The following is a 21,323-nucleotide window of genomic DNA, read 5'->3' as shown; positions in this document are numbered from 1 at the left end:
CTTTAAGCGCTATTTCATAATGAGTTAGAACAAGAAAGCCCGCTGGCAAAGGAGCCAGGAACGCGGTCGGCGGGGTGAAGAAACTGCCGGTCCGACCAGGACCCGGGCGTTATGGCCGGTCCACGGCGACCACCCGGCCGCTGGCGGCAGCCACGTAGACCACAACCGGTCCTTGCCAGTCCTGGTCGCGCGAAACCTCCCAGGCCACGGCCAGGAACGGCCGTTCCGGGGAGCAGGCCGGCAGACCGGCGGTGGTCAGGCTCGCGTGCGGACCGGCCGCCGGCATCCAGCCGCTCCAGTCGCCCCCCTCGCGATCGGCCCCCACCGGTCGGCTGCGCCAGCGATAGCGCGATGTTGTTCCGGGGTAGACACCCCGTTCGGCGCCCAGATCGCGGCCGCGCAGGGTGTCGCCGTCGCTGACGAAGAAGTCCAGGGGCGCCACGCGGTCGAACCAGGTGCGGGCGATGATGTCGCGCCGCCGGGCCAGATGCAGGACTAGCCAGTCCACCGCGCGCGGGTCCTGGTAGCGGCCTTGCTCGACCAGGACGCGCAGGTCGAGGTCGGTGAAGGCGGAGACGATCTTGGCGGCCCAGTAGCCGTCGTGATCGTCGAGGTCGGCGAAGGCGGAGTGAGGGCTGATGGATCGCCACTGCTCGGGCTGGAAGTACTCGGACGACCAGTAGCCCACCTCCGGCAGGTGCTCGGGCCAGGCGATCTCCTGCCAGCGGTCGTGGCCGAGGCCGAAGGTGAAGAGACGGCGCAGGGTGGCCGGCGCGTCCACTCCGTGCTCGAAGCCGAACTTGGCGAAGCTCTCGGCGCCGCTGGTGCCCAGGGTGCTGGCGAAGTCGAGGAGATGGTGCCGGACATGGCCCTGGCCGGGCCGCCCCACGTACATGTCCAGGCTGTTCTGGATCTTCATGTCGATGTGGCCGATCCACGCGCAGATCACCCGCAGGCCGCGCCATTCGCGACGTCGCTCGTGGTCGATGGTGTCGTTGGGATCGTCGGGGCGGCGGCCCTTGGCGCGGATCGGACCCAGGGGGATGCCCTCGAGGTACTTGCTGACCAGGGCGTGGTAGCGGCCAGCGAAGACCGACTTCGTGGCCTGGAGCACCGAATCGAGGTTGGCCTCGGTGAGGGCGAGGTCGCCGCCCTGGCCGCGGATGGTGCGCAGGCTGGCGCCCTCGCCCACGCGCAGCTGGGCGCGGTCGAAGATCACCAGCCGGTCCTCGGGCACGTTGTAGCCGCAGGCGTGGACGATGAGATTGCTGACCGCTCCCGCGCGGATCGATTGCCCGGGATGGTCGGGAGGGTCGAACTTCATGAGCCAGACCTGGCCCCGGGCATCACGGATGCGGAAGCCCATGGTCACGCCCTCGCTCTTGGCGCCGATGATGGTCCAGGGAGCCGAAAGGTCGGGGCCCGTCACCGCGCCGGGACCGGCGGCCAGCTCGGTCGCCGAGAGCGGGCGCAGCCCCATGCGGTTGGTGAACCAGCTCGAGTTGGGCACCTCGCCCAGGCTGTTGACCCCGGCGGCCGGCCCGCCGCCGGCGAGCCAGCGCACGGGATTCAGCGCGCGCGCGATGGGACGCGAGACGGTCTCGGTGATCTCGGTGGCCAGCAGCTCGGGATCGTATTCTGCGGGCACGGGGATGGGACGCCGGTCGTCGGCGTACCAGACCACCGGCGCGTCGCGCAACGGCGCCGGCGCAGCCACGGCCGCGGCCGCCGCCAGCAACACCGCCGCGAGCGCCGCCAGGCGCTCAGCGCATGAACGGAATGGGCTCGCTCCCACCATGGAATCCCGCCTTGATGTACTGGAAGAGCTGGCTGGTGGTCAGTCGGACCTGCAGGCCCTCACGACCGCCGGCGAGCTCGAGACGCAACGTGAGATCACGCTGGCTGTTGATGACCCGCAGGCCGCCGCCGGCGCTCCAGAAGAGGTTGTGCGTGGCCAGTTCGTCGAGATCGTCGAAGGGCTGGCCGAGGTCACCGAAGACGTAGGCGTCCACCCCGCTGTTCTCCGGTTCGTTGAGCATCCACACCGGCCAGCGGTACTCCACCGTGGCGCCGGTCGACCCGGTGGCGTGGAAGCGGGTGGAGTTGTATCCCCGCAGCTGATAGGGACCGCGATTGCGGAGCAGGCGCGTGAAGGGGATGGGGTTCTCGCCAAGGCCATGCTGGCGCAGCCACCAGGCTTTGACGGCCAGGGTGCGCTGGGGACGCCCCAGTCCGAAGAACTGCTCCGCCGACAGGCCATGGGTCCAGTAGCCCTCCTCGTTGCCGTCGGTGGAGAGGTAGTACTGGAAGAATCCCAGGAGGCGTGCGCCGCGCGCCGGGCGGGCGGACTCCCGGGTCGAATCGTAGCCGAGCTGCAGCCCCGGCGTGATCCCGGAGCTGGCCTGCCCGTAGCCGTAGGGCAAGTCGCCGGCGAAGACCGTCTCGATATCGTCCTCCACCTCGTACCGGCTCCGCCGCGCGTCCGCCACCGAGTAATGGCCGATCATGACCACTTCCAGACCGCTGGTCAGTTCCTGCCGCCAGCCGACACCGAACCAGTCCACGTCGCGCCGGTAGACCGCGCGGTCGTCCTTCATGGTGCCCACGCCGGTGCCGTAGAAGTTCGCCTGTGCCACCTGGCGCGAACCGCCGCCCAGCTCGAACCAGCTCTCCCGGCCGAGCTCGGTGATGGCGCCCAGCGACCAGGTGGTGGCTCGCTTGGTCGAGGTCGAAACGGCTCCCTTGGTGCGCCAGCCGGGTAGCGGGAAGTCGGGCCGCTGCCCGATGATCCCGAACTCCAACCCCTTGGCGTCGCCGATGGAGCCGTCGGGCAGCCAGTAGTTGCCGAGCGGGTCGGGGATGCCGCGCACGACCGCGGTAGTGGTGGCGAACACCCCCAGCTTCTGCAACCCGACCAGGGTGCCCTTGGTGATCCCGTCGACCATGGTCAGCGGCACGCCCACGATGTGGTACGGCACCAGCAGGGCGGTCTGCCAGGCCGGTGGCGCGGGCTGCTCGGGGCGGGCGGTGGTGGAGTCGTCAGCGGCGGGCAGCGGGCCCCAGTAAGTGACGCTCGTGTCCGCCGGCGCCGGCACGATCTCCTGCCCCAGCGCGGCGAGGGGCAACAGGAGGCAGAGCAGCAGGCTGGATCGCGACAGTTTCAACGGGATCCCTCGGCCGGAAGCAGGTGCGTGGACTCGCGGCATGATAAACGACCCGCACCGCCTGCGAAAGGATCATCGCTCCGCGGCTACCCGCCGCGACCCCCGCCACCGCCGGCGCCAGTAAGGATCCTCCAGCGAATCGGTCCGGACCGGATTGCCTGAGCTGGGCGCGTGCACGAACTCGCCGTCACCCAGGTAGAGCCCCACGTGGGAGACGCGGTCGCCACGCATGGAGAAGAAGACCAGGTCGCCGACCTGCAGCTTATCGCCCTGGACCTGCTCGCCGCGCTGGCGCTGGTCGCGCACCACCCGCGGCAGGTTGATCCCGACGCAGCCGTAGCTCCACTGCACCAGGCCGCTGCAGTCGAAGCCGCGTGCGGGATCGGTACCGCCCCAGCGATAGGGACGGCCCACCTGATCGCGGGCCAGCCCGGCCGCCTGCACCGCGACCTGCAAGGCCTCGGCGGGTTCGCGCGGCTTCAGCGGGGACCGCGAAGGAGCCGTTCGCGGAGTCGGCGTGGTCGCGGCCGGTCCGGATTCCACGCCGTCCACGGGATCGACGGCAGGTTGCCGGTAGACGCGTTTGGGCGCGCAGGCGCTCAGCAGCAGCACTGCCGACAGCAGGAGCAGCCCGGGCAGGATCAACGGGAATCGCGGGATCGGCCGCCGCGTCATGACCACCTCGAAACGAATAATACCATCGCCATGCGCTTGTTATTGGCTCTGGAGCAATTCCGATGCTAAGGTTGGTCCATGAGCGACACAACCCACGAATTCATCGAGCTCGACATCGAGAAGCTCGTCACCGGCGGTCGCGGCCTCGGGCGCCACGAGGGCCAGGCTGTCTTCGTGCCCCTGACCGCCCCGGGCGACCGGGTGCGCGTCAAGACCTCCCCCAGCAAGAAGAGCTTCCGCGAGGCCGAACTCGAGACCGTCCTCGAACCGGGTCCTGGCCGCCGCGAGGCGCCGTGCCCCCACTTCGGCGCGTGCGGAGGCTGCGACCTGCAGCACCTCGACGAGTCCGCCCAGCAGCAGGCCCGGCGCGAGATCCTCCTCGACTGCTTCCAGCGCCTCGGCGGCCTCGAGGTCGCCGACCTCCTGGAATGCGCCGAGGACGCGGCCAGCCTGGGCTATCGCAACCGCCTGCGCCTGAGCGCCCACCCCACCGGCCAGTACGGCCTCAAGCGCCGGGGCACCCACGACGTGGTGCTGCTGGAACAGTGTCCGGTGATGGGCGAGCCCTTCGCCGAGACCATCCTGCCCTGGCTGCGCATGCTGCCCCCGGTGGACCAGATCGTGGTGCGTCTGGATGGCCGCGGTGGCTGGCTGCTCTCGCTCTACGGCCAGCCCCAGCGCCAGAAGGTGCTCAAGAAGATGCTGGCCAGCACCCCCGAGGACGGCGCCCCGGCGCCGGGTCTGCAGGGCCTGCTCCTCAACAACCGGCCCATGTGGGGCCACAGCTACCTGGTCTACCACGTGGCCGGCCACAAGTACCGCGTCTCGAACCAGAGCTTCTTCCAGGGCAACCTGGCCGCCGCCGAGGACGCGGTGGCCACGGTCCGGTCCTGGCTCGATGCCGACCACCCCGGTGGCGGCGATCTGGCCGATCTCTACGGCGGCGTCGGCCTGTTCACCCTGGCCCTGGCCGATCGCTTCGACCGGATCCTGCTCGTGGACTCCGACCCCGCCGCGGTGCTCGACGCCCGCGAGAACATCCGGCGCGAGGCCGACGTCCGTCGCAAGGCCATCGTCCGCCAGGACGAGGTCCACACCGCACTCGCGGACCCGGAATTACGAGATTCCCTGGCCTGGGACACTGCTTGCGTCGTGGTCGATCCGCCCCGGACCGGCCTGGGCAAGCCCGTGCTCGCCGCGCTCACCGAGTTGCTCCCCCGGCAACTGATCTACATGAGCTGCGACCCGGCAACTCTGGCCCGCGACTGCGCGGCCCTGGCCGCCGTCGGCTACGAACTCAAGCGCGTGCGTTTGCTCGGAATGTTCCCCCAGACCTCACATCTGGAAACTGTTGTTCAACTGGCACGGGTCTCGCTATAGTTGCTTGACCGTGGACGATCGTTTTCACAGGATGCGCCGGCCCACGGCGTATCCTCTTCGCCCGTTCGGGAGGACGTTTCATGCGCAAGCTGATGATTCTCATGCTGTTGGTTCCGGCGCTGCTGCTCTGGGGCTGCAGCGACAGCGATGACGACAACGACAACGGCAATGGCAACCCGGCCGATCCGGTGACCCCCGAGGAAATGGCCGCCGCCGATTCCACGGCCACAGCGGCCATCGGCGACATGATGGACGGCATGGAGGAAATCGTGGGCGAGGATATCGACCCCGACGACCTCGAAGCCCTCATGGACATGGACATGGAGCCCATCCAGGAGGATCTCCAGGACGCCCTGGACCTCGATCCCGACTGCGCGGCGGCCCACTTCGGCCTGGCGTTCATCGAGATGATGCTGATGGCCCAGGACCAGGGCCTGCAGGACATCATGGACGACATGGAGGAGGAATTCGGCGGCGCCGAGGTGCCCATCGGCATGGCCAGCAGCGCCATGTCCACCCGCACGCTGCTCGAGGGCGGCATCCTCGGCCGCAGCTTCGAGATCCTGCACCGCGCCCCGCTGGCCATGTCGCCGCAGGAGCTGAACCTGGCCGGACCCGGCGCCGACAAGGCCGACGGTCCGCTGATCCGCGGACTGCAGACCTACATCCACGACACCATGCTGCCGGCCACCCAGAGCATCGTCAGCCACCTGGCCGTGGTGGAGGCCAACCCCAACTTCCAGATCCTGATCATCGGCGGCGAGGTCGAGCCCGACACCACCGAGATCGATCTCGGCGAGGTCTACGTGCTGGACGCGGTGGTGCGCGCGCTGCGCACCGGCCTGATCCTGGCCACCGCCTACGACGTGGAGATCGCCCCCGACGGCGACTACAGCTGGATCACCGGCGCCTTCTCGGGCGGCGGCTACACCAGCGCCGAGGTGGTCGAGGGCACCGCCGCCGGCGACACCCTCTACCTCTACGACGACGAGTACGTGGACGTGCAGCAGGCCGCCGCGGTCTACGGCGAGATCGCGGGCCTGCTCGCCCCCGGCAGCGATTTCCTCACGCTGTGGACCGACCCCTGGTCTGGCGAGGACGCCATGCAGGCGGCGTACGACGAGGGCTTCCTGCTGCTCGGCAAGCTCGAGGCCGCCTACGAGTTCATCCAGGACGAGACCGACCCCCAGGACAACGACGTCATCGAGCAGCTGCTCATCGCCGAGCTCGACGAGGCCATCCTGGAGATGGGTGCCGACCTGCCCGAGTGGATCGGCACCTTCGAGACCCTGCCCGACGTGATCGCCTGGATCGAGGAGATCTTCTCCGGCCCCTACACCATCCCGGTGCCCATGGGCGAGGACACGACCTTCGACCTGACCGTGGACATCTCGGCGCTGTTCATCGACCCGGTGGACGACTGGAAGACCAAGCTGCCTTACATGGCCTGGCTTTCGGTCGAGGAATGGGCCGTGTTCGACGAGCACTACGTGGGCGGTCCGTACTCCTGGAATCCGGCCGTGCCGTACAACGCCTACGTCGACGGCGAGGACGTGGCCTACACCAACATCGTGAGCTACTACTCCGTCGAGGACGACTGGGACATGGACATGCCCTTCGTGTTCCTCGACGGCCCCGGCGGCGATCCCATCGACGGCGCCTTCCCCCACTTCCCCGATTACACCATGGGCGGGCTGTTCCCCGACATGGAACGGGTGGACTGGCTGACGCTGCTGGGCATCACGGAATAGCACCCGCCAGCGGGCGGATCGACCGGGCGGGCGTCGCAGCAGCGGCGCCCGCTCTCGTCGACGGAAACGTGACAACCCGGCCAGTTTGCGCCATCTTGGGGCCACGGCACCGGACACCAACCAACCGTCGAGGACCCATGGACGAGAAGCTGCCCGACTCCATCTTCGAGGACGAGACCTCCCCCACCATCGAGATCGGCACCGACGCGGCGCCCGATCCCGACAACATCGTCATCGTGCTGAGCCGGACCACCGAACCGGGCAACATCGGCGCCACCTGCCGCGCCATGAAGACCATGGGCCTGCGCCAGCTCCGGCTCATCGACCCCCTGAATCCCAAGGGCCGCACCGCCCAGTCGCTGGCCCACGGCGCCCAGGACATCCTCGCCCAAGCCGTGGTGGTGGACACGCTCGAGGAGGCCATCGCCGACTGCGTTGTGGTCTGCGGCACCACGGCGCGGCGACGCCAACTGCGCAAGGCCAACCTGATGCCGCCGCACCACCTGGCGCGGCGGGTGGTCGAGCACGCCCGCGAGGGCAAGGTGGCCATCCTCTTCGGCACCGAACGCACCGGCCTGACCAACGACGAGGTCGACATCTGCCGCTACCTGAGCATGGTGCCCACCGACGAGAAGCAACCGTCGCTGAACCTCTCCCAGGCAGTGATGCTCTACGCCTGGGAGGTGCGCAAGGCGTGGCTCACGGTGCAGGGCAAGGAGGACTGGGTGGGCACCGGCGCCGGTGCCGGCGCGCCGCCGCCGCGCCCGGAGATGGCGGTGCGCCACCCGCACCGCTCGACGCGCCTGCCCTCGCAGCACGAGCTGGACACCATGTACGCCCATCTGGCCGAGGCCATGGCGGCCGTGGGCTACAGCGAGTTCGAGCTCCGCAAGTTCCTGACCTACCTGCGCCAGCTCCACGGCCGGGCGGGCATGGTCAACTGGGAACTGCAGATCTTCCACATCCTGGCCAAGCGGATCCTGGAACTCGCGGGGCAGCCGAAGTTTAAAGGTCTTGATTGACGCTTCGGACCCCTGACCCACGGATGCCGCACCATGATGCTCTCGACTCCGCCTCACCGCCGCCGGCTGGTCGCCGCCGGACTTCTGCTGGCCGGCTCCGCGGTGCTCTTCGCCGGTTGCCGGCAGCAGGACCCCGTCGACGTCGGCGAGGAACGTCAGCCCGAGATCGCCGCCAGCCAGATCCTGGTCGCCTGGTCGGGCGCCCGTGATTGCCCCGCCGGCGTGGTCCGCACGCACGCCGAAGCCGAGGAACGCGCCCGCCGCATCGCGGTGCTCCTGCGCACCGGCCGCGGCGACCTTCCCGACATCGCACGCCGCTACAGCGACGACGCCACCGTCGAGCGCAACGGCGGCTATCTGGGCAACTTCCGCTGCGGCGACCTCGAACCCGCCTTCGAGGACCTCGTGCTCTCGCTGGACGAGGGCCAGGTGGGGGGGCCGGTGGAGACCCCGTACGGTTTCCACATCGTGCGCCGCGAACCGGTGCGCCGGGTGCGGGTCCACCACCTGCTGATCGCCCATCGCGACGCGGTCCATGCCCCGCCCAGCGTCACCCGCGACCGCGCCGAGGCGGCCCAGATCGCCATGGCGCTGCAGCTGAAGATCTCACGCCACGAAGCCGACCTCTGTACCCTGGCCGAGCAGTTCTCCGATGACCCGCGCAACCGAAGCCAGTGCGGCGACCTCGGCTGGGTCGAGCCGGGCCTCCTGAAACCCGAGGTCGAGAAGAAGGTGTTCGCCCTGGCGCCCGGCGAGGTCTCGCCGGTGGTGGAATCGGAGTACGGGTTCCACCTGTTCTGGCGCGATTAGGCTCTGTCCGAGAACCCTCGGATCGAACGATGTGCGCCCGCACGGACCGCTAGTGAGGCGCGGACCGCAGCCGTAGCCATCGCTGCGGCGAGGATCCGCAACGAAGCGAGCGGGTCGCGCGGGCATGCAGCGCCACGGGATAGGGTTTGCAGACGGAGTCTAGCCCGTCCCGACCGCCGGACGTCGGCCACCCACCACATGAGCGATCCCCAGGGTCATGCGTTCGGCGAAGACCTCGGCACATCCCTCGGCGCGCAGAAGGTCCTGGTAGCCGGCCACGGTGAGGAAGCGGTCCATGCTGCCGGGCAGATAGTCGTAGGCCGCGTGGTCCCGCGCCACCAAGCGGCCGACCAGCGGCACGAGCGTGCCCAGGGCCCAGCGGACCGGTGCGGCCGGTCCGCACGCCGTGCCGCGAGCCCGGGTGTCGGCGCGGAAGAACTCGAGCACCAGGATGCGGCCCCCCGGGCGCACCACGCGGAGCATCTCGCGGACGCCGGCGGCGGGGTCGGCCAGGTTGCGCACGCCGAACCCGGCCACCACCGCGTCGACCGCGGCGTCGGACAGCGGCAGGCGGAGGCCGTCGCCCGCGATGGGGCGCACGTGCTCGGCGCCGCGCTTGCCGGCGATCCCTGCGAGCATCTCGGGGACGAAATCCACCGCAATCACGCGGGCCGCGCGTCCGGAGTCGAGGCAGGCCAGGCCGAGGTCGCCGGTGCCGGCGCAGAGGTCGAGGAGGGTGTCGGTCCCTCGATCCAGGTGGCCGGCGAGCCGGCGGCGCCAGCGGCGATCCAGATTCAGCGAGAGCAGGTGGTTCATCGGGTCGTAGACGCCGCTGATGCGCGCGAACATGCCGCGGACCGCGCGGGCATGGGCCTCGGGGTCCCGGACCCGGCCGGTCTGCTCATCGCGGTGGTGGATCTCGGGGAGGTCGTTCATGGCAAGCCATGGTAGCGGCTGGGCGGGGCGGGCGCCAGGGCCGGATGCCCCGGCGCCCGGGCCGGATCAGGACTCGCTGACCACCTCCAGGACCACCGGGCCCGCGAGGGTCTCCGCCAGGTCGACCCGGAACGTGGCCACGTTGCCCTCCACGGTGTCGGCATTGCCGCCGACCACGGCGCCGGGCATGGTCACCGTCAGGACCAGGCTCGACTCCAGGCAGTGGTCCAGTCCGGGGATGGCCTCCTCCAGTCCGCCGAAATAGTCCCAGTCGGCCGTCGCGCGCACCACCGCCTGGGCCAGGTCCGGCGCAACGCCGGCGCGCAGCAGGCGCAGGACGAGGTGCTGGTTGAAGCGCTCGCCCAGCTCCTGCTCGGGCGTGCTCTCCTCGTCGCCCGCCACGAGCTCGCGCCAGCTCAGCGCGATGGTCGCCGCCATGGCGCCGCGCGCCTCGTGGACCAGGCTGTCGGGCAGGGCCGGAAAGTCGTGCCGCAGGAAGGCGGCGTAGCCGCGGGCCACCAGGTCGGCCACCTCCTCGCGGAGTTCGGCCCAGCCCAGGGACTCGCGGTAGACGTGGCGCATGCCCGCGGCGCCAAGGACCTGCTCCACCTGCACCTCGGAGATGAGGCGGACCCGGCCGTCGAGAGTGCCGCGGAGCAGTGTGCCGCTGGTCTGGCGCCAGCGGTCGAGACGATCGACACGGCGCTGGCTGCGGTAACGCCAGGACCCTTCGCCATCCTGATCGGAAGGCCCGGTGGCGGACCAGCGATCGCCATCCAGACCCCAGAGACGGCGCTCGTCGCGCGGCAACTCGCGCTTGGTTTCCAGCGTGGTGCTGCGGACGCCGGTACCGTCAGCAGCCACGTCCACGGTGACCTGGTACTCGTGGCAACCGGCCAGGAGGCTCATCCCCAAGGCGAGCAGCAGACCCAGACTGAGGTGGCGGATACTCATGATCTAACTCCTGCGGACGGCGGCGCCGCCCAGATGGATGGGGGTGTCGGCAGCGAGGCGACCGAGCACGGTCAGGGCCTCGGCGGCGGTCACGCCATCGCGGGTGATGGCGTCGAGTCGGGGCCCGCGGACCAGCGCATAGAGCAGCGGCTGGCCGTGACGCAGCAGCTGCTCGGCCTCGACGGCGGTGAGCACCGGGGTCTCGGGAGGCAGCAGCGCGAGCCGGCGGGTCAACTCGCCGGCGGTGATGGTGTGAGATCCAGCCGGCACTATCACGCGCGTGGCGACCGACGAATGTTCGCAGGCGAGGTCCTGGCGGAGTTGACGGTTCTCCAGGGCGAGCCAGCCACTGACCGTGACCAGCGCGGCCAGCGTGGCGGCCAGTGCCAGCGAGAGCCAGCGCTGGCGTCGCCGGCGCACCGGCCGCGCCGCCAGTTCGGCGGCGAGCCGCGGCCAGGCGCCGGCCACCAGATCGTCGGGAACCATGGCTTCCAGATCCGGTTCGGTCGCGAAGGCCTGGCGGAGCTGCGGATCGGCCTCGTGATGCTGGTCGGGGTGACGGTCGGTCATGTCCTTGCCTCCCTTTGCAGGCGTTCCGCCAGCGCCCGTCGAGCGCGGTGCAGAATCACCCGGAAGCTGGCCGGGGTCAGGTCGAGCGCCGTGGCGGCCTCGGCGTGGCTGCGCTCCTCGAGGTCCACCATGACGAGCGCCTCGCGCTGCGAGGCGGGCAGGGTGGCCAGGTGCCGCGCCAGCCGGCGGCGCAGGTCGGCCAGCTGGGTCGCGTGGTCGGCCTGGTCGGCGGGGTGCTCGCTGGCCGGATCGCCGGCCACGGCCAGGGACACGGGGACCGGACGGGCGGCGTGGCGGGCGAGGTGCTGGAGGCAGCGGTTACGCAGGATGGTGCGGATCCACGGCAGGAACGGGCGCGCCGGGTCATAGCGCTCGATGGCCTCGGTGGCGCGGAGCCAGGTCTCCTGGACCAGGTCGGCCGCCAGATCCCAGTCGTGGATGAAGCGATAGGCCTGGGCCAGGAGCGTCCGGGCCAGGCCGCCGACCAGGGGCGGCAGGGCGTCGGGTCGACCCGCTCGATAGGCGGCGGCGAGACAGTCGGCGGTGGTGTGGTCCATGACTCCTCCTGCGGCCGGTCCATACCGTCCGTTCGTCATGGAATACCACCGCGACGCCGAATCGTTAACGAGGAATTCGAGTTTCGACTAGGCGTTGGCCTTGAACCGCCGGTGCTGCTTGAGCTGGAAATCGACCCAGCGCTGCAGCCCCTGGTCCACGCCGAGCACCTTGAGGGCCTGTTCGTAGTCCTCGGGCTGGACGTGCAAGATGTAGCGGTAGCGGCCGCGACCGTCGGTCAGGCCGGTGCTGCTGGCCACGTTGATCTCGGCGGCGCACAGCTTCTCGTGGATGTCCACCAGCGCGCCCAGCTCGTCGTCGCCCTGGACCAGGAACGCATGGTGCGGCCCATGGAGGGTCAACCCCTGGCGGCGGGCGATCTCGCCGAGCCAGGTGGCGTTCTGCGGGTAGATCACCAGCTGGGTCCGATCCGCGCTCACGGGGAAGGCGTTGAAGGCCAGGAGATTGACCTCGTTGGCGCCGAGCAGTTTGAGGAACCGGCACCCCTGCCCCGGATTGTCCGCCACGGTGGTGTAGTAGTAGTCGACACTGAAGATCCTGGCTGACATCTTGGCTCCTCCTTGCGGGACGGCCACCGGCGGACCGGGACTCGCTGTCGGAGCGAGGACCCCAGGGGCGGCCGGAGGAGCATGATCAAGGCTGTCATCTCGGGAGCCGTCCCCGTCGGTGGGGTGGCGACGGCTTCCAGGCGTCCAGGGTCCGCGCGAGAGTGCGGACTATTCCTACGCTGGGCGATCGATCCTGTTGCAGACAGGATAGCACAGTTTCGCGAAGACCAGCAAGGAATCGCACCGCTACTGAGATCCGTCTTGGCGACGGCTAACTTCCAGACGTGCAACTACTTCAGAAGAAGCACCTTCCGACCGTCCTCCACGCCACCGCCCTGCAGGCGGACCAGATAGGCGCCGCTGGCCACCTCGCCACCGAGGTCGTTGCGGCCGTTCCACAGGACCCGGTGCTCCCCTGCGGCGCGGTGCTCGGCCACCAGCGTCCGCACCCGGTGGCCGTCCAGCGCGAAGATCTCCAGCCGGACCTCGCCGGGCTCCGCCAGCGAGAAGACCACGTTGGTCAGGGGGTTGAACGGGTTGGGATGCACGCCGGCGATGTAGGCCGCGGCGGGGACGGTCGCTCCGTCCGGGGTCGCCGAGACGGGGTCGCCCCACAGCAGGTTCACCCATTCGGGATGGTCGATGAACGGGTTGCGGTTGTGCTGGTACTGGTAGACCACATCGTTGCGCGAGCGCTCCTTGTCATCCACCGGATCCTGCTCGTGCCACTCGAGGAGCACCGTGAGCAGACCCATGTACCCGACCGGTTCGTTGTCACCGGTCTGGCAGGAGACGATCAGATCGACATCGTCGGTGGCGATGAGGTCGGGCTCGCCGGCGGTGCCCTCGTAACGCACGTCCATGTAAAGGATCGCCCGGGCCACGTCGCCGCGCCGGCCCTGCCAGGTCTCCCAGACGCCGACGGGCGAATCGTCGCGCGTGTAGTTGACGCCGCTCGTGCCGTCGTGCTCGTCGGTGGGTCGTGCCGTGCAGCCCGACGGGCAGTCGTCGAACACGCGGCTGCCACGGTATCCGTTGTAGCTGATGTCGCAGAGGAAGAGGTGGTGGCAGTCGGAGTAGGGCTTGTTCGTGGAACCGTCGTCGGGGAAGCCGTAGCTGTTGGGCCACGAGTGCTCGCGGTTGTAGTAGTTGTTGCCGCCGCCGTACTTGATCAGGTCGCGGTTGCGGTAGAGGTCGAGGATGCGGTTGCTGTCGAGGGGATCCTCGTCGGCCTGCTCGAGGACGTCCCAGGTGTCGGTGGACGACGAGGTGTAGGGGATCTTGGTGTGGCCGTCGATGACCGCGTGCAGCGTGGCCCGCATGGCCTCGGGCGTGGACGTGTCCACACTATCGTAATAGCCCGGCGGTGGGTCGGCCTGCACCGGCAAGGAGCCCAGGATCAGGGCGGTCAGGATCGTGGCCGAGAGCTGACGGAAACGCACGGGGATACTCCTACACTGGAGGATAGAATTGCTCGCGCTGACGCCTCCAAGTAATTATATCGCAATTCAACGCGCAAATCATCATTTCAGTTGGCGGCATGTCGAGCTGGATGCCATCTGGCTCTCAATCTCCGACCCGGACCGGTCGATGACAAGATAGAGGCGATCCTGTGCTGGACGCACCGCGATCGGCGTGGCAACATCCTGGCAGGATCCATTCAGGTAGCGAGGATATCACCATCAAGACGCTGCTGTCTGCAACCTGGCGATCGATCAGGATCCATGGCCCCGTGCTGGCCATCCTGCTCGCCGTGGTGTATCTGGCGTTCGGCAGGCTGGCCACCACCAGCTTCTGGTATCCCCTCGACTTCGAGATTCTCAGCGACGCCCACGGGCTCTCGCCCGAACCCTGGCTCATGTTCCGGCATGTCGGGGCCTGGTTCAGCCAGCCGCTGCTCCAGCTGGCCTTCCTCTTCGAGTATCGCGCGTTCGGGCTGGAATATGGCGCCTACATCCTGGTCAGCCTCTTCCTGCACGCGATCAATGCCTTCATCGTCTACATGCTGGTGAACATGCTGTTCTTCCGCGAGCGGATGGCGCTGCTCGCCGCCCTGCTCTTCGCCCTCGGCGTGGGCAGCTACAACCGCAACCTGCTGAGCATCGCCAGCCAGGAGAGCCTGCTGCTCGCGCTGTTCCACCTCCTGGTCCTCTACCTCTTCATCCGCAACGACTTCCGCCGCGAGGGCAAGCTGCTCTCACCGTTCTTCGTGGCCGGCCTGATCATCTACAGCCTCACCGGGCTGACCAAGGCCTCCACCCTCTCGCTGCTCGGCTGCCTGGTGGCCTACAAGGCGTTCTTCTACGAGCGGCGCGACCGGCGACCGATCTTCTCCAACGACCTGCTGGTCTTCCTGGTGGTCGGCCTGGTCTTCCAGTATGGCCAGAACCGCTGGGGCTTCCGCACGCCCACGGTGGTCACCGAGACCGAGGGCCCGCTGGTCTACACCTGGCTCTCGGTGGTCAATCTGTTCCGTTACATCAACCTCATGGTGTTCCCGCTGCAGGAGAGCACGCTGCTGCGCGAATCCGGCGTCGTGGTGCAGGCCCTTTTCCAGATCCGCGTGGCCATTCGGGCGCTCCTGACCCTGGCGGTCATCAGCTACAGCTTCTTCGGGTTCATCTTCGGCAGCCGACCGTTGCGCTTCTTCATCGCCTGGACCTTCATCACCCTGGTGCCGTTCAGCGCCCAGGCGCCCGGCGCCGAGTGGCTCAACCTCACGCACCTCTACCTGGCGAGCACCGGTTTCTGCGTGGTCCTGGCCGCCGCCACCACCGGCTGCGCGGGCCTGCTGGCGGGCAAACGCTGGCACCAGGCGTTGCCCTTCGCGCTGCCGCTGGCCTTCGTCATCACCGCCATGTCGCTGACCTACCGCCTCGATGCCCGCAACCGCGCCACCGCCGAGACCCCCGAGATCCGCCGGCTCCAGGCCGAGACCCTCGAGCGCATGCAGGAGCGCCCCATCCGTTTGCAGCAGACCCGCTGATTCTGGCTGGATTTTCCCGCTTCCGCCGCCCAATTTTCCGGAACCCGGTGATATTCACCCTTCGAAGGAGCCATGATGAGCGGCTTGACCTTCAGCCAGAAGATCCTCGGCGCCAAGGCCAGCAAGAGCGTGGTGCCCGGCGAGATCGTGGACGTGACGCCCGACGTGGCCATGAGCCACGACAACACCGCCGCGATCAGCAAGACCTTCAAGCAGATCGGCGTCGACAAGCTGTTCGACCCCGACCTGCACGTCATCGTCCTCGACCACTGCGCCCCGGCGGCGAACGAGAAGTTCGCCACCAACCACAAGGAGATCCGCGCCTTCGTGGAGGAGCAGGGGATCGAGAACTTCTACGACGTGGCCACCGGCGTCTGCCACCAGGTCCTGGTGGAGCAGGGCTTCGTGCTGCCGGGCCGCCTCATGGTGGGCAGCGACTCGCACACCACGAGCTACGGCGCGCTGGGCGCGTTCTCCACCGGCATCGGCCGCAGCGAGATGGCCGTGATCATGGCCACCGGCAAGATCTGGCTGCGCGTGCCCGAGACCATGAAGATCGACGCCCGCGGCCGCTTCGTGCCGGGCGTCTACCCCAAGGACCTCATCCTGAAGATCATCGGCGACATCGGCGCCGACGGCGCGCTCTACCGCGCGGTGGAGTTCGGCGGCCAGGCCATCGAGGACATGTCCATCAGCGGCCGCCTGACGCTCTGCAACATGACCATCGAGATGGGCGGCAAGAACGGCTACGTGCATCCCGACCAGAAGACCCTCGACTTCCTCAACGGCATCGCCCGCGAGAACTTCGAGGTTGTCACCAGCGACCCCGACTGCGCCTACGTCCAGGAGCTGCGTTACGACGTCACCGACCTCGAGCCGCAGATCGCCAAGCCCCACACCGTGGACAACGTCTGCGACGTGAGCGAGGTCGCCGGCACCAGGATCGACCAGGTGGTCATCGGCTCGTGCACCAACGGCCGCCTCGACGACCTGCGCCAGGCCGCCGCCATCCTCGAGGGCAAGAAGGTCAAGAACGGCGTGCGCTGCCTGATCCTGCCCGCGAGCAGCGAGGTGCTCAAGGAGGCGACCCGCGAGGGCACCATCTTCAAGCTGATGGACGCCGGCTGCATCATCCTCAACGCCAACTGCGGCCCCTGCATGGGCAACCACGAGGGCGCCCTGGCCCCCGGCGAGAAGGCGCTCAGCTCGGCCAACCGCAACTTCAAGGGCCGCATGGGCTGCAAGGAGTCGGAGATCTTCCTCGGCTCGCCCGCCAGCTGCGCCGCCGCCGCCATCACCGGCGAGATCTGCGACGTGCGCGAGCTCGCCAGCCCCGAGACCCTCAACGCCGGCCAGGAGGTCTGACATGGAACCCATCACCGGCAAGGTCTGGAAGTACGGCGACGACGTGAACACCGACGTCATCTTCGCGGGCAAGTACACCTACACCCTGACCGACCCCGTCGAGATGGCCAAGGTCGCCCTCGAGGACCTCGACCCCGAGTTCGCGCCCAACGTCCAGAAGAACGACGTCATCGTGGCCGGTCGGAACTTCGGCTGCGGATCGAGTCGCGAACAGGGCGCCACCGTCCTGGTCTACGCCGGCGTGGGCGCCGTGGTGGCGCGGTCGTTCTCGCGGCTCTTCTTCCGCAACGCCATCAACGCCGGGCTGCCGCTGGTGCAGTCCGACGAGGCGGTGGCGGCGCTGGAGAAGGGCCAGGAGGTCACCGTGGACGTGGAGGCGGGCAAGGTGATCACGCCCGGCGGCACCTTCGACTTCCCCCCGCTGCCCGCCGCGGTGATCGGGATCTTCGAGGACGGCGGGCTGATTCCCCATACGCGGAAGTCGCTGGGGATCGACTGAGCCGCCGCCGGTTCGACCTGGAGACGACGACGGGGCGCCCCGCGGCGCCCCGTCGTCTTTGTTCGCCGACAGCTTCAGCGCCCCGGATCCCCGTCCACTCCCGAGAGCTGGCGCAGGAAATCGGCATTCCGCACCTGGACTCGCCCCCGTGACAGCGACAGCGCCTCCTGCCGCTCGAACGACTTGAGCAGCCGGCTGACAACCTCGCGCGCCGTGCCCAGATCGGCGGCGATGGCTTCATGGGTCAACTCGATGACCTGGCCTCCGGAAGCCTTGCCCAGCAGATAGCCGGCAAGCCGGCAATCAAGCCGCTGGAACGCCACCTCCTCCACCAGGGTCATCATGCTGGCCACCCGGCTGGCCATGATGCCGAAGACGAACCGGCGCAGATCCTCCCGCTGCTCGATCCAATCCAGGAAGATCCGGCGCGGGTAGACCACCGCCGTGACCGGGGCCTCGGCCACCGCGGTGGCAGGGCTGGCGGTTCCCGAGATCAGGCTGAGCACGTTGACCATGCAGCACTCGCCCGGCTCGACGCAGTAGAGCGTGATCTCGCGGCCGTTGGCGCCCATGGTGAACACGCGGAGCGAGCCGGTCTCCAGCACGGCGAAATGCTCGAGGTGATGGCCGGCATGGAAGAAGAACTGGCCCGGCTCCAGTGTCACCCGCTGACCGGAGCGGTGGCGTTCCCGATCCAGGAATTCGGGCAGGGTTGGCACGGTGTTCGTCTGCGGCATCGCGGAGGGTTTCATGTCGCATTCCTTGGCGGAGTCGAGGTGTCGATGAACAGCGACAAAACAGAGTCAAATGAGCCGAAACGCAAGGGAACGCTGACGACCTCAGGTGCCAGGGGAAGGCCGGCGGGGGTGCCTCCGTACCCTCGGCAGCCCGGCCGTCTCGCCCTCGCGGGATCGACGACCGGGCTGCGGTCCGGACGCGAGCGCTTCTACTTCAGCAGGGTCATCCGCCCGTAAGCGCGCTGCCCCGCGGCCTCGACCACGAACATGTAGGTGCCCGAGCCCATCGGACGGCCGCCGTGGTCCCGGCCGTCCCAGGCCACCGCCTGCGGACCGCCGCTCCGCGGGCCGTCGACGAGCGTGGCCACCCGGCGGCCGTCGACCGTCAGGACGGTCACGCGGACATGCCCGGCCTGCGGCAGATCGAAGCGGATCTGCGTGCTGGGGTTGAACGGGTTGGGCACTGCGCCGTGGAGCGCCAGCGCGCCCGGCGTGTCGAACACCGGCACGCCGGTGTCTTCCTCGGCTGCGAAGCTGGTGGCGTAGATGCGATCGCCGCTGCTGCCGCCGTTGTTGTTGGCTCCGTTGCCGGCGGCGTACAGGTTCATGTTGCCAGCGCCCGCCGGCGGTGCGGTCCAGCGGAAGGACCAGCTGGCCGACCCGCTTGTGCCGGGGTAGGTGCCGCTCGAGTTCTGCTTGAGGTAATCGCGCCCGCTGGACGAGGAGAGCTGCGTGCCGCCGTCGGTGGCGACGAGGGTTCCGAGCGCGTCGCCGGCATCGTCGAGCACGGTCAGTTCGAAGCCCCAGCGGCTGGCGTCGGGGTCCTCGACGGTCAACGTCAGGTCGTAGCTCTCACCGGGCGCGTAGGCGGTCGGCAGGCCGGCGAGGGAGATCATGCCGCTGCCGCTGTTGAGGGGGAAGGTGCTGTGGCACATCACGCAGGTGCCTTCACCGGGCGCACCGGTGCGCCCGTCGGGCGGACCGCCGGAATAGGCGAGGGCCGAGCCGGCCACGAGCATCAGGGCTCCGGCGGCCAGCAGGCGCAGGACACGGGAACGGTTAGCCTTGGACATGGAACACTCCTCCAGTCGGTTGTGCGCCCGGGGGCGCTCAGGGGTCAATTGTCGAGGGCCCCCTCCTCGATCCAGGTCTGGACGAGGCCCAGGGTGGCAGAGTCGAGCGGGGCGCCGGGCGGCATCTCGGTGCCGACGGTCTGCTGCCCGGTGAGCTTGAGATGGAGCCAGGACTGGTCCGGTTGCTCGGGTTGGACCCGGAAGAGCGCCGACTGGGTAGCCGCGACCTCGACCAGGTTGCCGTGGCTGACGCCGGCACGCAGATCGAGACCCGCGTTGCCTCCGTCACCGTGGCAGCCGACGCAGTGAGTGGTGAAGATCGGCTGGATATCGGCCGCGAAGCTCACCGTGGCTGGAGGCGGCTCGAGGGGTCCGCCGCCGTCGTCGGGGTTGTCGGGATCGTCGCCGAAGTCGCTGCAGCCGCAGAGCGCCAGCAGCAGGATCGTCAAAAGCCACAGCGATCGTTTCATGGGCTCTCCTTGCGGGCGGTGAGCGTCACCTTCACCTGCTGCTCGTCCGCCAGCTTCATCACCAGGAACTTGGGTCGGTCGATGTCGTGATCGCTCAGCTTCACCTGGAATTCACACGCCACGGTGAGCGTGCCGTCGGCGGCGAGATTCACGTTGGCCGGGATCTCCAGGGGGCGCGTCACCCCGTGCAGGTCGAACTGGCCGCTGACCAGCAGCACGACGGGCTCGCCGACGGTCAGTTCGGGCAGGGACATGGTGCGGATCTCGCCGGCGGTGAAGACCGCCTCGGGATACTGGTCGGTCTCCAGATGACGTTCGCGCATGTGGGTGTTGCGCATCCCGATCCCGGTGTCGAGGCTCGCCAGATCCACGGCGATGCGCAGATCCAGGGGCGAGGAGAGGTCGCCGGGGTCGATGGCGATGTGGCCCTGGACCTGGTCGGTGCGGCCGTCGAAGCTCTCCATGGGAGCCTTGGAGGTGAAAACCACCTCGCTGCCTCCGGTCACGGTCCACGTGTCTGCCGAGGCCGCGGCCGCCAGGATCAGGACCAGGATCGCCATGCTGAGTGCGCGTGTCATGTCGCCTCCCGTCAGTAGAGGAAGTGCAGGACCAGTTCACCCTGCCAGTAGTCGGATTCCGCCACCAGCTCGCCGCGCCGGAAGTGGTAGTAGTTGGCCATGACCTGGGCGCCGAAGAACGGGTTGAGCAACGAGTCCACGCCCACGCCCCAGCGGTTGCGTGTGCCCGACTTCTCGCGATGGTCGGGATCATGGTAGCTGTAGGTTCCCCGGGCGCTGATGCCCCGGACCAGGCGGTAGGTCAGTTCCTGGGAGACGAGGATGCCGTTGCGCAGCGCGTTGCCGGTCTCGTCGACCTGGAACACCCAGGCTGCAGGGCCCGCCGCCACGTAACCGAAACCGCCCCAGGCGCGGACATGGTCCGTGGTTAACTCGCGGCGCAGGATCGACGCGCCCAGGGCCAGGTTCACCGGACCGGCGCTCCGCCGCAGCGCCAGCCGGCCGGCATAGCTGTCCCCGTTGTCGGCGGCCCCTTGCAGGAGCGATCCCGTGGCCTCCCACCATTGCCCATGCATCCCCAGTTCGACCCCTGCTTCGGTGAGCGCGCCGGGCGAAGGACTGCCGTTCTCGTCGAGGAGGTACTCCCGCGAGGCCATCTTGTGGTCGGCCCACTGCCAGCCGTAGTCCGGCGTGAACCGCCCTGCCTTGAGGTAGCCCCCCAGTGGCAGCACGTAGGCCAGGCCGGCGTATTCGTGGGTGCCGCCCTTGCCCATCTCGACGTAGGCGGCGAACTGCGGGCTCATCTGCAGACCGGCGTAGACATCGCCCTGCATGTCGAGCTGGCTGCTGCGCCCCTGTTCGCCCTGATAGATCAACGAGCGCAGATCCAGGCCGACCGTGACCGCCGGGCTCAGGTCGGGTCGGATCTGTTCGAGCTCTTCAGGCTCCATCTGCAAGAAGCTGAGCTCCTCGGGGATCAGCGCCATGGTGGCGTACTGGGTGCGCATTCCGCCGCCGGTAGGCTCGACGTGGCAGAGGGCGCACCGCTGGCCGTACTGGGCCGAGTAGCGCGGCAAGGCCTGGGTCGGATCCGCGGCCAGGAACTGACCGGCGACCACAAGAATCAGCAAGCAGGCTCGATCAAGATTCTTCATGAACCCTCCTCCATGAGTCGCGAACGGCGTGCCGCAAAATACTCATACCATATTAGTCTTTATTTTGGAGGGTGTATGTGACCGTAGTCACCGATCGGCGACGGTCTGTTTCCGGATCCCTTGCTCTAGGAATCG

The 21,323-nt window shown here is 68.6% G+C and carries 21 protein-coding genes; 7 read left to right on the top strand and 14 right to left on the bottom strand.

All coding sequences use genetic code 11. From position 1 onward, the window contains the following. Positions 1-109 precede the first annotated feature (109 nt). The 3 genes from IFSED24_RS18340 to IFSED24_RS18330 all read right to left on the bottom strand — a co-directional run bounded on the left by IFSED24_RS18340 (position 110) and on the right by IFSED24_RS18330 (position 3,839). Entirely contained in the window at positions 110-1,798 is a 1,689-nt protein-coding gene (locus tag IFSED24_RS18340) for a hypothetical protein (RefSeq protein ID WP_491332937.1), read from the bottom strand. Then, the gene (locus IFSED24_RS18335) at positions 1,764-3,164 is read right to left on the bottom strand and encodes a hypothetical protein (protein ID WP_491332936.1); all 1,401 of its coding nucleotides are present in this window, start codon (positions 3,162-3,164) and stop codon (positions 1,764-1,766) included. The genes IFSED24_RS18340 and IFSED24_RS18335 overlap by 35 nt, the downstream gene beginning before the upstream one ends. 72 nt (positions 3,165-3,236) lie before the next feature. Further along, positions 3,237-3,839, bottom strand: a complete 603-nt coding sequence (locus IFSED24_RS18330) for a C40 family peptidase (protein ID WP_491332935.1) — start codon at positions 3,837-3,839, stop codon at positions 3,237-3,239. A gap of 78 nt (positions 3,840-3,917) precedes the next feature. On the opposite strand from IFSED24_RS18330, the gene IFSED24_RS18325 reads away from it, so the two are divergent. From IFSED24_RS18325 to IFSED24_RS18310, 4 genes are all read left to right on the top strand, one after another. Beyond that, entirely contained in the window at positions 3,918-5,219 is a 1,302-nt protein-coding gene (locus IFSED24_RS18325) for a class I SAM-dependent RNA methyltransferase (protein ID WP_491332934.1), read from the top strand. Between the two features lie 80 nt (positions 5,220-5,299). Next, positions 5,300-6,970: a hypothetical protein gene (locus IFSED24_RS18320; protein WP_491332933.1), complete on the top strand. Its 1,671-nt coding sequence runs from the start codon at positions 5,300-5,302 to the stop codon at positions 6,968-6,970. Between the two features lie 137 nt (positions 6,971-7,107). Continuing rightward, on the top strand, positions 7,108-7,992 hold the full coding sequence (locus IFSED24_RS18315) for an RNA methyltransferase (protein WP_491332932.1): 885 nt from the start codon (positions 7,108-7,110) through the stop codon (positions 7,990-7,992). Between the two features lie 33 nt (positions 7,993-8,025). Then, positions 8,026-8,802 carry a peptidylprolyl isomerase gene (locus IFSED24_RS18310; protein ID WP_491332931.1) on the top strand — a complete coding sequence of 259 codons (777 nt, stop codon included), beginning with the start codon at positions 8,026-8,028 and terminating at the stop codon, positions 8,800-8,802. Between the two features lie 159 nt (positions 8,803-8,961). On the opposite strand, the gene IFSED24_RS18305 is transcribed toward IFSED24_RS18310, so the two are convergent. The 6 genes from IFSED24_RS18305 to IFSED24_RS18280 form a co-directional block, all read right to left on the bottom strand. Next, complete coding sequence (locus tag IFSED24_RS18305; RefSeq protein WP_491332930.1) at positions 8,962-9,738, bottom strand: ubiquinone/menaquinone biosynthesis methyltransferase; 777 nt, start codon at positions 9,736-9,738, stop codon at positions 8,962-8,964. 66 nt (positions 9,739-9,804) lie between these two features. Then, positions 9,805-10,692 (bottom strand): hypothetical protein, encoded by an 888-nt coding sequence (locus IFSED24_RS18300; RefSeq protein ID WP_491332929.1) that lies wholly within the window; start codon positions 10,690-10,692, stop codon positions 9,805-9,807. Between the two features lie 3 nt (positions 10,693-10,695). Next, the gene (locus IFSED24_RS18295; protein WP_491332928.1) at positions 10,696-11,262 is read right to left on the bottom strand and encodes a hypothetical protein; all 567 of its coding nucleotides are present in this window, start codon (positions 11,260-11,262) and stop codon (positions 10,696-10,698) included. Beyond that, the gene (locus IFSED24_RS18290) at positions 11,259-11,819 is read right to left on the bottom strand and encodes an RNA polymerase sigma factor (protein WP_491332927.1); all 561 of its coding nucleotides are present in this window, start codon (positions 11,817-11,819) and stop codon (positions 11,259-11,261) included. Before IFSED24_RS18290 ends, IFSED24_RS18295 begins: the two co-directional genes overlap by 4 nt. An 87-nt stretch (positions 11,820-11,906) precedes the next feature. After that, positions 11,907-12,386 carry a hypothetical protein gene (locus IFSED24_RS18285; RefSeq protein WP_491332926.1) on the bottom strand — a complete coding sequence of 160 codons (480 nt, stop codon included), beginning with the start codon at positions 12,384-12,386 and terminating at the stop codon, positions 11,907-11,909. A gap of 290 nt (positions 12,387-12,676) precedes the next feature. Beyond that, the gene (locus tag IFSED24_RS18280; RefSeq protein WP_491332925.1) at positions 12,677-13,828 is read right to left on the bottom strand and encodes an endonuclease; all 1,152 of its coding nucleotides are present in this window, start codon (positions 13,826-13,828) and stop codon (positions 12,677-12,679) included. A 290-nt stretch (positions 13,829-14,118) separates the two neighbouring features. On the opposite strand from IFSED24_RS18280, the gene IFSED24_RS18275 reads away from it, so the two are divergent. From IFSED24_RS18275 to IFSED24_RS18265, 3 genes are all read left to right on the top strand, one after another. Then, positions 14,119-15,372, top strand: a complete 1,254-nt coding sequence (locus IFSED24_RS18275; RefSeq protein ID WP_491332924.1) for a hypothetical protein — start codon at positions 14,119-14,121, stop codon at positions 15,370-15,372. 75 nt (positions 15,373-15,447) lie between these two features. Then, positions 15,448-16,737: a 3-isopropylmalate dehydratase large subunit gene (locus IFSED24_RS18270; RefSeq protein ID WP_491332923.1), complete on the top strand. Its 1,290-nt coding sequence runs from the start codon at positions 15,448-15,450 to the stop codon at positions 16,735-16,737. Between the two features lies 1 nt (position 16,738). Then, positions 16,739-17,236: a LeuD/DmdB family oxidoreductase small subunit gene (locus IFSED24_RS18265; protein ID WP_491332922.1), complete on the top strand. Its 498-nt coding sequence runs from the start codon at positions 16,739-16,741 to the stop codon at positions 17,234-17,236. A 74-nt stretch (positions 17,237-17,310) separates the two neighbouring features. On the opposite strand, the gene IFSED24_RS18260 is transcribed toward IFSED24_RS18265, so the two are convergent. The 5 genes from IFSED24_RS18260 to IFSED24_RS18240 all read right to left on the bottom strand — a co-directional run bounded on the left by IFSED24_RS18260 (position 17,311) and on the right by IFSED24_RS18240 (position 21,188). Continuing rightward, positions 17,311-17,988 (bottom strand): Crp/Fnr family transcriptional regulator, encoded by a 678-nt coding sequence (locus IFSED24_RS18260; RefSeq protein ID WP_491332921.1) that lies wholly within the window; start codon positions 17,986-17,988, stop codon positions 17,311-17,313. A 194-nt stretch (positions 17,989-18,182) separates the two neighbouring features. After that, on the bottom strand, positions 18,183-19,046 hold the full coding sequence (locus IFSED24_RS18255; protein WP_491332920.1) for a choice-of-anchor V domain-containing protein: 864 nt from the start codon (positions 19,044-19,046) through the stop codon (positions 18,183-18,185). A gap of 44 nt (positions 19,047-19,090) precedes the next feature. Next, a complete protein-coding gene (locus tag IFSED24_RS18250; protein ID WP_491332919.1) occupies positions 19,091-19,516 on the bottom strand; it encodes a hypothetical protein in 426 nt (141 codons plus the stop codon). After that, a complete protein-coding gene (locus IFSED24_RS18245) occupies positions 19,513-20,094 on the bottom strand; it encodes a YceI family protein (RefSeq protein WP_491332918.1) in 582 nt (193 codons plus the stop codon). Before IFSED24_RS18245 ends, IFSED24_RS18250 begins: the two co-directional genes overlap by 4 nt. Positions 20,095-20,105: 11 nt before the next feature. Continuing rightward, positions 20,106-21,188 carry a hypothetical protein gene (locus IFSED24_RS18240; RefSeq protein WP_491332917.1) on the bottom strand — a complete coding sequence of 361 codons (1,083 nt, stop codon included), beginning with the start codon at positions 21,186-21,188 and terminating at the stop codon, positions 20,106-20,108. Between the last annotated feature and the right edge of the window lie 135 nt (positions 21,189-21,323).

Source organism: Candidatus Latescibacter sp. IFSED24 (genome assembly GCF_058273205.1).
The sequence above is the reverse complement of the archived record's forward strand: the minus strand, read 5'-3'. Positions and strand labels throughout refer to the sequence as shown.